Source organism: Bradyrhizobium sp. USDA 10063 (genome assembly GCF_054063735.1).
Map to the genome: position 1 here is coordinate 8729187 of NZ_JBSSGP010000002.1, position 10936 is coordinate 8740122.

The window sequence follows — 10936 nt, forward strand, 5'->3', positions numbered from 1 at the left end:
GGGGGCGTCGCAGATGTTGTGGCTCATTTCCTCTAGCGTGCGTTTACGCACTCTCGTTCTGGCTGTTGCTGCCGGCCTGCTGATCTTCGGGGTCATCAGCATCAAGGACAAGCCGCTCGACGTCATCCCCGAACTCGCTTTGCCTTCGCTCACTGTGAAGACTGAATCGCTGGGCCTCTCCAGCGCCGAAGTCGAATCGCTGATCACCGTTCCGCTGGAAGCGGACCTGCTCAACGGTGTGCCGTGGCTTCATTTGATCCAGTCGGAGTCGATGGCTGGCCTCTCGACCATCGAAATGATCTTTGCACCTGGCACCGACATGATGAAAGCACGCCAGATGGTGCAGGAGCGGCTGACGCAGGCGCACGCGCTGCCGAACGTCTCCGGTCCGCCGGTGATGCTGCAGCCCGTGTCCACAACCAGCCGGGTGATGAACATCGGACTGAGCTCGAAATCCGTTTCGTTGATCGACATGTCGATTCAGGCGCGCTGGAACATCGCGCCGCGCCTTGCTGGCGTTCCGGGCGTCGCGAATGTTTCAATATGGGGACAGCGCGAGCGGCAGGTGCAGGTGCTCGTCGATGCCAGGAACTTGCTGAAAAAGGGCGTCAAGCTCGAGCAGGTGATCAAGACGACAGGCGAGGCGGTCTGGTCTTCGCCGCTGACCTACCTGAACTCGTCGACGCCCGGCACCGGCGGCTTCATCGAAACGCCAAACCAGCGGCTCAGCATCCGTCACCAATTGCCCATCTCCACCGTGGGAACATTCGCCAAGGTGCCGCTGAGCGGCACGACCGTCCGCGTCGGCGATGTAGCCTTTCTTGCAGAAGGCCATCAGGCCCTGATCGGAGATGCCATCATCGGCGATGGGCCTGGCCTGATGCTGGCAATCGAGAAGTTTCCCGGATTCAGCACGTCGGAGGTGACACGCGGCGTAGAGCGCGCGCTCGACGAACTGAAGCCCGGGCTGCCCGGGATCGAGATCAACACGAGGATCTATCATCCCGCGAGCTTCATCGAAGGCGCGAGCGGCACCTTGAGCAAGGCCGCGATCATTTCGATCATCCTGGTCGCAGCGGTACTTGGCCTTCTGATGGGCAGCTGGAGGAGCGCTGTTATCGCGCTCGCCGCGATTTTGTTGTCGTTCGTCTCGGCCGTGCTGCTGCTACAGGCCGCGGGGATTTCGCTCAGCATGATGGTGATCGGCGGTCTCTTGATGGCTTCGGGCGTGGTGGTCCATGACGGCATTCTCGACGCGGACAATCTGCTGCGTCGTCTCCGCTCGCCACGCGACGGACAGTCCGGCTTCCGCATCCTCGCCCGTGCGATGCTGGAAACACGCCGGCCGATGGTCTACGCGTCGTTGATCGTCGTCCTCGCGGTGCTGCCGATCCTGTTTATGCAGAGCCGGTCGGCCGCATTCTTTGCCCCGATGGCCTGGGCCTACATCGCCGCCGTGGCCGTCTCGATGTTGGTGGCGCTGATCGTGACGCCGGCGCTGGCAGCAGTTTTACTCGCGGACACGTCACCGAACGCGAGCGGTGACGAGCCGATCGATCGATTGGCCGGGCGCTTCGATCGAGTAGGCGGCCCCGTCATACGCTGGCCCGTCGCCTGCGTCGCTGCCGGCCTGCTGGCCGCAATCGCGAGCTTTGTGCTCTTGCGTCCGCTCGAACGCCAAATGGTGCCGAGCTTCAAGGAGACCGATCTCCTCGTCGAGTGGCAAGGACCGCCTGGCACCTCGTTGCAGGCGATGATGCGATCGACCGATGGCTTGATCCAAGACCTCAAGCAGATCCCGGGCGTGCGGAGCGCCCACGCCAATCTCGGACGCGCGCTGCTCTGCAACTGCGAGCACGCAGCTGACGTGAATTCGGGGCAAGTGTGGGTCAACATCGATCCCAATGCGCAATATGAAACCGTAGTCGATGCCGTGGAAGCCGCCATCACCGCCTATCCCGGAATGCGCGGGCAGGTCGGGACATACCTGTCGACCAAGCTGCGTGAGGCGCTCACCGGTGATCCTGATTCCATCACCGTGCGCGTCTACGGCAAGAGTCTCGATGTCATTCGTACCAAGGCTGAAGAGATTCGCGCGGCGATCGCAAAGATCAAGGGCGTCGAAAACGCCCGGGTCGAGCTGCAGGTCGAGGAACCTGCGATCGAGGTCAAGGTGGATGTCGATCGCGCGGCCGATTTCGGGCTGAAGCCCGGTGACGTCCGCAGGGCAACCTCCGCACTCGTCAGCGGCATCACCGTCGGTGCGCTATTCGAGGAGCAGAAGGTTTTCGACGTCGTGGTCTGGGGGCGCCCGGAGCTGCGCGACAACATCGAAGACATCCGGAATCTGATGATCAACAGCGAGAGCGGGTCGCAGGCTCGTCTCGCCCAGGTCGCTGACGTCAGCGTTGCGCCGGCGATCAGCATTATCCGCCGCCAGGGAGCCTCGCGCCGTATCGACGTCCGGGCAACAGTGGATGAGCGGGCGCTGGGTGACGTGGCGGATGAGGTCGCCCGCACCGTCAAGCAGGTGGCATTCCCGTTCGAGCATCGCGCCGAGGTGCTAGGCGAATACAAGGAAGAGCAGGCCAGCCTGCGGTCGATCTACGGCTATGTGGTGGCCGCTGCGATCGTGATGTTCCTGCTCATGCAGGCCGTGCTCCGCAGTTGGAAGCTCACTGCGTTGTCGTTGCTCGGTGTACCTATCGCCGTGCTGGGCGGTGTGGCGGCGATCCCGCTTACGGAGGAGGGCACCTTCTCGCTCGGCTCGCTGTTGGGTCTGGCGGCGGTGCTTGCGTTGGCCGTGCGGCAGGCGGTCGGTCTCGTTGCCCATTTCCAGCACCTGCAATTGAACGAGGGCGAGCCGTTCGGCGAGGCGTTGGTGCGTCGCGGTGTTCGGGAGCAGTTCCTGACCATCATCGCGTCATCGATCGCGACGATCGCGCTGGTGCTTCCGTTCGCAGTCATGGGCGATGTCGCGGGGCTTGAAATCGCTCACCCGCTCGCGGTGGTCGTGTTGGGCGGCGTCGTCACTGCGACTCTCGGAACGTTGCTCATGCTTCCGGCGCTTTACGTGCGGTTCGCTGGCGGCTGGACCAAGGACCGGATCGATCTCGAGATGGAGACCGCGTCATGAGCGCCGAGCGATTCATTCCGGTCGCGATCAAGAGGGAGATACCCGTCATGGCCCGCTTCAACGTGTTGGCTGCAGCGATATCTGTCGCGATCTTGGCAACGCTTTTTCTCTCAGCCCTGACCGCGGAGATGACCGGCACGGCACCGGCGCGCGTCGAGGCAACGACTGACGCCAAGATCAAGAAGATAACGCTCACGCCGAAGGCGGCTGAACGGCTCGGCATTCTGATCGATGAGGTGCGCGCGGATCCGTCCGGGCGCCTCATCGTGCCCTATGCATCCGTTCTCTACGACCTTTCGGGCAAAGCGTGGGTCTACATCAGCGCCGAGCCGCTGACATTCGTCCGCGGGCCGGTGGAGATCGACACCATCAAGGGCGACAACGTGTACCTGACCGACGGGCCGCCGGTCGGCACCAAGGTGCTTGCGGCCGGAGTGCCGCAAATCTTCGGGACAGAGGTGAAGGTAGGTCATTAGCCTGGTTGCTCTCCATAACGGCTGCAGTCTGAGTGGGATGTCTGCAATGATGAAGTTGGTCATAGCATCCAGTCTGCGCTTTCGTTATCTGGTCCTCGCCCTGGGTGTGGTGCTTACCTGGTTTGGCCTGGTGCGCCTTAAGGACGTGGCGGTGGACGTGTTCCCGGAATTCGCACCGCCACGCGTCGAGATCCAGACCATCTGCCTTGGACTCTCCTCCGCGGAAGTTGAACAACTTGTCACTGTGCCGTTGGAAAACGCCCTGAACGGCGTTCCAGACATCGACGTAATGCGTTCGAAGTCGGTGGGGCAGTTGTCGTCGATCCTCCTGATCTTCAAGTCCGGCGTCGACGGGATCCGGGCGCGTCAACTGGTCAGCGAGCGGATGGCGCTTGCGTCCAAGACGCTGCCGACGTGGGCGGCGCCGCCCTTCATGATGCCGCCATTGTCCTCGACCAGCCGGATCATGAAGATCGGCATCACCTCGCAGGACAAGTCCGTCATGGACCTGTCGATGCTCGCCTATTGGACCATCCGGCAGCGGCTACTCGGTGTTCCCGGGGTTGCAAACGTCGCGATCTGGGGCGAGCAACTCAAGATGCTTCAGGTGATGGTCGACCCGAATCGGATGGCAGCAGCCGACGTCACGCTCGACCAGGTGCAGGAAGCGGTTTCCAACGCGCTTGACGTCGGCTTGCTCCGCTATTCCCGTGGCGCACATATCGGCACTGGCGGCTTCGTCGAAACACCCAATCAGCGCTTTCAACTGATGTTTGCCGCGTCCGGTGTTACGCCCGAGACGCTGTCGAGGGTGCCGGTAACGACAAGGGACGGCGAGCCGCTGTTACTCAGCGAGGTTGCTAACCTTGTCTATGCGCCGCAGGGCATGGTCGGCGACGCCGTCATCAACGACGGCCCGGGGTTGATGCTCATCGTCGAGAAATTCCCCTGGGGAAACACGCTCGCGGTCACCCGCGGGGTGGAAGATGCGCTGGAGAAAATGAAGCCAGGCCTTCCGGGGGTTGAGATCGATACGACAATCTTCCGGCCCGCAACCTTCGTCGAGGACTCGATCGACAATCTGTCGCGGGCGCTGTTGCTGAGCTGCCTGCTGGTGACGGGAATCATCGTCATCTTCCTTTATGAATGGCGCACCGCGATCGTCTGCATCGTCGCGATTCCGCTGTCGCTACTCGCAGCCGCACTGGTCCTGTTCATATTGGGCGCGACCGTCAACACCATGACGCTGGCCGGCTTCGTGATCGCGCTCGGGATCGTCGTCGACGACGCGATCCTCGATGTAGAGAACATCATGCGGCGCCTGCGGCTCGCGCGGCAGGCGGGGGATACGCGAAGCACGGCGCGCATTATTCTGGACGCGTCCCTCGAGGTGCGCGCGCCGATCGTCTCCGCGACCCTTATCGTGGTCGCCGCCGTGGTGCCCGTCTTGTTCATGCAGGGCCTGGCCGGATCGTTTTTCAAGCCGTTGATCGGAGCCTATGTGCTTGCGATCGCGGCCTCGCTCATCGTGGCGATGACGGTGACGCCGGCGCTTTGCCTGATCTTGCTCAACAATGCGCGGCTTGAAGGGCGAGAATCGCCACTTGTCGTTTGGCTGCGCCGCTACTACCCGCCGTTGCTCGAACGTGTCACGCGAACGCCCCGTCCTGCCTTCATCACGGTCGGCGTTGTGACGCTCGCGGGGATCGTCGTCTGGCCATTGCTCGGCCACTCGCTGCTGCCGTCGTTCAAGGAGCGCGATTTCCTGATGCACTGGGTCACCTCGCCCGATACCTCGCTGCCCGAGATGCTGCGCATCACGACCCGGGCGAGCAAGGAGCTGCGCGCCATTCCGGGGGTACGCAATTTCGGCGCCCATATCGGTCAGGCGTTCGCTGCCGACGAGGTCGTCGGCGTCAATTTCGGAGAGAACTGGATCAGCATCAGCAAGGATGCCGACTACGACAAGACGCACGCCAAGATCGACGAAATGGTGGAGGGTTATCCAGGCCTCTACCGCGATGTGCAAACCTATCTGAAGGAGCGCATTCGCGAGGTCCTGACCGGGGCCGGCGAGGCGATCGTCGTTCGCATCTTCGGCCCGGACCTCGACGTTCTCAGGAGCAAGGCGGAGGAGGTCCGCGCGGCACTCGCTGACGTTCCCAACCTCGTCAACCTGCACAAGGAGCTGATCGTCGAGGTGCCGCATATTCAGGTGACGCTGAAGTTGGAGGAGGCACAGCGTTACGGCCTGAAGCCGGGCGATGCTCGGCGCGCCTCTTCGACCCTGATGGCCGGAGAGGAGGTCGGCGACATCTTCATCGAGGGACGCACCTATGATGTTCAGGTATGGAGCCCGCCGGAATTCCGCCGCAGCGTCGACTCTGTGCGCCAGATGCGGATCGACACGCCGACGGGTCAGCGTGTGCGGTTAGCGGAAGTAGCGGACGTCAGCATTCAGCCGACGCCAAACGTCATCAGGCGCGAGGCGAGTTCCCGTCGGATCGACGTGGACGCGAATGTCCGGGGCCGAGATCTCGCCGCAGTCGCCCGGGACGTGCAGGCGCGGCTGGACAAGCTGTCGTTTCCGCTCGGCTACTACGCGGTGCTGCAGGGCGAATATCAGGAGCTGCGCGCCGCCCGCGCAAGGCTCGAAGTGCTTGGCGCGGTGGCGCTCGCCGTCATATTCGTGCTTCTGCAACAGACGTTCGGAAGCTGGCGGCTGGCAACGCTTAGCTTCCTCACTCTGCCTTCGGCCCTGGTGGGTGGTGTCCTGGCAGCGTGGCTCGCAGGCGGAATCGTCTCGCTCGGCTCGTTGATCGGCTTCCTGACCGTGCTCGGAATCGCCGCGCGCAACGGGATCATCATGATCAACCACTTCCAGCATCTGGAACGCTATGAGGGGACGGCGTTCGGCATGGAGCTTGTGCTTCGCGGGGCCAACGAGCGATTGCGTCCGATCCTGATGACGACCGGAGCCGCCGGGCTTGCGATTCTGCCGTTGATCATCTTCGGTAACTTGCCCGGCCATGAGATCGAATATCCGATGGCAGTGGTCATCATGGGCGGACTTGTGACATCCACGCTGCTCAATCTGTTCATTTTGCCAGCCCTTTATCTCCGTTTCGGCCGCGGCACGGTCGGGCCGACGATCGATCTGACAGGTCCAGAACCGGCAGGCGTCGGGAGGGCAACGTGAAGACCAAGCATCGTTGCAACGGCTGGCTCGTTTTGGCGGCAACCTTGGCGACTTTCGCCTTTCCGATTGCGACATCCGCGACGGAAAATCGCCAGTTCGAACAGCTCTCCGTTTATCTCGAACGCAACGTGCAAGACAAGGACGCGGAGATCAAGTTCGAGGTGACGGGCGCCAGCGATGGGCTCACCGCACTGACGGTTTCGGGTCCCAACGAGCGTAAGGTCGTCGATATCAAGACCCCCGACTCGAAACTGGGCATTCGCAAGCTGACGATTGAATCGCCGGAGCCGGCTGATGACCGCATCGTCAAGGCGGACTTCCCGGCGGGCACGTATCGTTTCTTGGGAAACACGAGCAATGGCGGACGCCTGCGCGGTGAAACGCAGCTCAGTCACACTTTTCCGGAGCCAGCTGCGTTTGAATATCCAAAGTCTGGTCAAAAGGACGTTCCCGCCGGCGACCTGACCTTGCGCTGGTCCGTGCCGAAGGGAATCGAGTCCTGCGTCATCGTTATCGAGCAACCCGGCTCGCCCTACGAGATCCGGGCGCTGCTGCCGGCGTCGACAAAGACTTTCGCGGTACCCAAGGGATTCCTGCGCGCCGGGCAGGCTTACACACTCGCGATCGGTACGGTCGCGAAAGACGGCAATCGCTCATTCATCGAAACCGACTTCACCACGGCGAGGGAGCGATGAGTGCAGTCGACCCGTCAACAACAGATCGGCCTGAGACGAACCGGCGATGTCTTCAGGCCACCTTGCGCAATCCCGGGCGGCAGCCGGACTTGCCGCCCATATCTGAGGGCATCGCGATGGTGGACATGCAGACGAAGCCAGTGCTCCGGCAGTTTGGCCCATTTGTCCGCTTGCGTGGCGCGCTAGCAGCAGCCGTCTTCCTATCAGCGGCCGGACTTGTGACAGGCGGCATTGGATATGCGGCCGAGATCAAAGATCCGCCGCGCTGGACCAAAGGCAGTGATTTCTCCTCGCTGAAGGATTGGAACCTGAAAGCCGAGCAGATCGTCCCGCACGGGGTCAATCCGCTCTACTACCCGATCACGCCAGGCCACAAACACGCACTGGAGCGGCCCGATCACCCCGACGGCAAGTATCGCAAGGAGACCGTGGTGCTGAACACCACGGAGGATTTCGACGTTCCTGGCATCGGCAAATTCAAGACGGCGGTGGTGCAGGAAGAGGAGTATCTCGACGGCGTCCTAAGTGAGCGTAAGCTCAGCTGGATCGCCCTCGACAAGGCCACCAACAATGTTCATTCGTTTGGCGAGGTGAGTTGGGAAATCCAGGACGGCAAGCCGAGCTTCACGGGTACGTGGCGGGCCGGCGACCCCGACGGCGACGGCGTCGCTGAACCGGGTCTGTTGATGCCGGGCACGTTTAAGGTTGGCGAGCGCTACATCTTCGCCGGCGGCCGGAGTACCACGTATGGCGGTGCCGAGAACATGGAAGAAGGCCTTGAAGTAACGGTCTCCGCAGGGAGGTTCAAGGGCTGCGTTCGGATTCGCGAGCAGGGGCTGATCGACCTCAAGGACATCAGCGACAAGATCTGGTGCCCAGAGGTTGGCCTCGTGAACGACACTTCGGACGGCAAGCTCATTCTTTCCAACGCGCTCCCGTCCAGCAATCCGGCGTCCAACGTTTCAAGCATCGGGAAGCTGCGCGACAAGCCCGCGAAGCAGAAGTCAGCGGCGGCGAAGATCACGGCCGAAAACGCCAAGAAGATCGCACTGCAGCGCGTGCCTGGAAAAGTCACCGACGTCACAATCGAGAGGAAGAAGGGCAAGAACGTCTACGTGGTGGAGATCCAGACGGAGGGTCGCGAGGTCGACGTCTTCGTCGACACCCAGACGGGCGAGGTCGTTGGAACGGACTGACGTGGAGATAGGAGAAATCGATTTTGTAATCTTGGGCGACGTTCCGGCCGAGCCGGTGCCCACAACTGGAGGGCAGTGAGATGATCGAGATATTCGACAAGCAGAATTCGGAGCGACAGATGAAGCCGGCGAAGTGGCGGTCTGGCCCGCTCGCACGGTTGCGTGCCACGCTCACGACGGCGGCGGTTCTGACCGCAGCCGGGCTCGTGTTCGCCGGCGGCGCTTGGTTCGGTTTGCATGGCGACAGCGCCGTGGCGCGGGAATACAAGGATCAGCCGGGGCGCACCCAGAGCGGTGCCCGGGTCAATTTTTCCTCATCCAAAGATTGGAATTTGAAGGCAGAAAACCTGGTCACAAGAGGACACAACCCGCTCTATTTTCCTCTCCAACCGGGCTTTCGATACATCATGGAGCATCCAAACCATCCACACGGACTTCTACGAATAGAAGTCGAGGTTCTCGACAAGACCGAACCGTTTGACGTGCCCGGTATTGGCAAGTTCGAATGTGGCGTCGTCCAGGAAGAGGAATTCTACGACGGCATATTGGACCAGCGGGCGGAGAACTGGTTCTGCATGGATAAGCCAACGAACAGTATGTACACGTTTGGCGAAGTGAGCTGGGAGATAGACCAAATAGGACGCAAGGTCTTTGCCGGGACTTGGCGTGTCGGCGACCCTGATGGCAACGGTATTGCCGAGCCCGGCTTGCTGATGCCTGGGACCTTTGTCGTCGGTGACAAATACGTCTTCGACGGGCACGAGGCCGAGGCGTATGGCTACACAGAAAACGTGGAAAGCGGGATCACAATAACTGTTCCAGCCGGGACCTTCAAAGATTGTGTGAGAACACGCGAGTATAGCCTCACCAATCCATCCGATATCACGGATAAGTGGTGGTGCCCTGGAGTGGGACTCGTCAAGGACACCTCGGATGGTGAGCTGGTTGCGTCCGACGCATTGCCCGGCACGGACATGGCGAGCTTCGGAAAACACCATCGGGAGCCTCGGAAGCAGACTGTGCCACCGGTTGCAAAAGTCAGCTCGTCGGAGGCGACGGAAACCGCACTCAAGGAAGTCCCGGGCAAGGTCACGTCGATGAAGATCGAGAGATACGGCAAATACAATGTCTACGCCGTGGAGATCATTGCCACACAGGACGGAGTGGAAACCGATGTCTTCGTTGACATCGAATCGGGGAAGGTGGTGGGCACGGACAAGTAACCGTTGTTCGCGATTGAGCGGAAATGCCGTCCCTGGAAGAGGCTGCAGTTGGAAAGGATAGTGATGAAAGGGTAGCGTCATGAGAAAGAGGATCTGCGCGGGTTTGTTCACCGTTCTGTTCGCGCCGGTGATGGCGGTTGCGCAGGCGCCAAAGGGCCTTGGCACTGAGGAATTCGGCCTATCGCCACGCGAGCTCGTTCAGGCAATCGAAAAGACCGAGCAACTGATCGCACGCTGCATGACCGAACAAGGCTTCCAGTACATCGCGGCTGACGTCGATACCGTCCGGGCTGGCATGTCGGCGGACAAGAGCCTTCCTGGCCTCAGCGAGGAGGAGTTCGTCAATCGTTATGGATTTGGCGTATCCACCTTCTATACGGGTTTGCCGCCTCAACTAGCGACCGGCTACAGCCCCGCCCGCGTCGGCCTCGGCGAACGAAACGTGCAGATCTTCCGTAAACTTTCCCCGGCAGATCAGGTCGCCTATAATCGCGCCTTGTTAGGGGACGACACATCCAGCACCTTGGCGGTCGCGCTTGAGATCGAAGATTTGTCGCGTACCGGCGGCTGCACACGCAAGGCTGTCGCTGAAACGTTCAAACCCGAGCAACTGAAGGCGAGCTACTACAATCCCCAGGACGCGCTAATCAACAAGGATCCGCGCATGAAGGCCGCGCTGGGCTATTGGCAGCGCGAGATGAAGAAGGCCGGTTTTGAGTATGGCCACCCGGACGAGATCGAGCCCGACCTGCGGAACCGGCTCAACGCGCTGACCGAGGGCGGCAAACTTTTGATCGACAAGATGTCTTCGGACCAGAAGGCCGCACTGCGAACATTGAAGGATTTCGAGCGCGGCGTGGCGGTCAAGAGCTTCAAAATGTCGGAGGAGGTGCTGAAGCCGGTCGAGGAGCGGATCCAGGAGGAGCTGTTCTCGCGAAAGGTGCAATGAGACACGTCGTCACGTTCCAGGCTTCCCTGGATCGGGTGCGGCGAGTAAACTTTTCACGACGG

7 protein-coding genes are annotated in these 10936 nt (G+C 61.4%); all 7 read left to right on the forward strand.

Annotated elements, in window-relative coordinates; translation table 11 throughout:
- Positions 1-37: 37 nt before the first annotated feature.
- The 7 genes from ACVJGD_RS42800 to ACVJGD_RS42830 all read left to right on the forward strand — a co-directional run bounded on the left by ACVJGD_RS42800 (position 38) and on the right by ACVJGD_RS42830 (position 10874).
- Entirely contained in the window at positions 38-3136 is a 3099-nt protein-coding gene (locus tag ACVJGD_RS42800; protein WP_456639705.1) for an efflux RND transporter permease subunit, read from the forward strand.
- Positions 3133-3612, forward strand: coding sequence for a hypothetical protein (locus tag ACVJGD_RS42805; RefSeq protein ID WP_456639706.1), 480 nt, complete (start codon positions 3133-3135; stop codon positions 3610-3612). The genes ACVJGD_RS42800 and ACVJGD_RS42805 overlap by 4 nt, the downstream gene beginning before the upstream one ends.
- Positions 3613-3658: 46 nt before the next feature.
- A complete protein-coding gene (locus ACVJGD_RS42810; protein WP_456639707.1) occupies positions 3659-6811 on the forward strand; it encodes an efflux RND transporter permease subunit in 3153 nt (1050 codons plus the stop codon).
- Positions 6808-7506 (forward strand): hypothetical protein, encoded by a 699-nt coding sequence (locus ACVJGD_RS42815; protein WP_456639708.1) that lies wholly within the window; start codon positions 6808-6810, stop codon positions 7504-7506. Before ACVJGD_RS42810 ends, ACVJGD_RS42815 begins: the two co-directional genes overlap by 4 nt.
- 125 nt (positions 7507-7631) lie before the next feature.
- Positions 7632-8702: a PepSY domain-containing protein gene (locus tag ACVJGD_RS42820; RefSeq protein WP_456639709.1), complete on the forward strand. Its 1071-nt coding sequence runs from the start codon at positions 7632-7634 to the stop codon at positions 8700-8702.
- 80 nt (positions 8703-8782) lie between these two features.
- A complete protein-coding gene (locus tag ACVJGD_RS42825; protein WP_456639710.1) occupies positions 8783-9925 on the forward strand; it encodes a PepSY domain-containing protein in 1143 nt (380 codons plus the stop codon).
- Positions 9926-10004: 79 nt separating this feature from the next.
- Positions 10005-10874, forward strand: coding sequence for a hypothetical protein (locus ACVJGD_RS42830; protein WP_456639711.1), 870 nt, complete (start codon positions 10005-10007; stop codon positions 10872-10874).
- Positions 10875-10936: the final 62 nt, after the last annotated feature.